Annotated in this window: 1 pseudogene; it reads left to right on the top strand. The window is 44.8% G+C overall.

What is annotated here, in order from left to right:
• Window positions 1-366, top strand: a pseudogene (locus ACLTU0_RS07480) (hypothetical protein); the annotation flags it as partial.

The raw sequence follows: 366 nt of genomic DNA, 5'->3' as shown, positions 1-366 counted from the left end.
ATTTTAATTAACGCAGTCGATTCCGGCAATCCGAGTGCTAATCAAGGCGGTATGCAACCACCGAGCGGTAATATGCCGGGCGGATTTGGCGGTTCGGATACAGTAACACAAGGCACATCTGCTACAACAATCACTGAGGGCGGAACATATTCATCAACATCATATTCTTCAACAGGTGATGACGAAAACGCACTTCGTGTTGATGGTGCAACAGTTACACTTGATTCTGTAACAGTCGACAAGTCGGCAGGTTCTTCGTCAAATACAGAGGACGGCGATTTCTACGGTCAAAATGCCGCATTGCTTGCAACAAACGGTGCTAATGTTACAATAAAAAATGCAACAGTAAACTCATCTGCACAAAAC

It is taken from the genome of Hominilimicola sp., assembly GCF_046972485.1.
Classification (GTDB): Bacteria; Bacillota; Clostridia; order UBA1381; family UBA1381; genus Hominilimicola; species Hominilimicola fabiformis.
The sequence above is the reverse complement of the archived record's forward strand: the minus strand, read 5'-3'. Positions and strand labels throughout refer to the sequence as shown.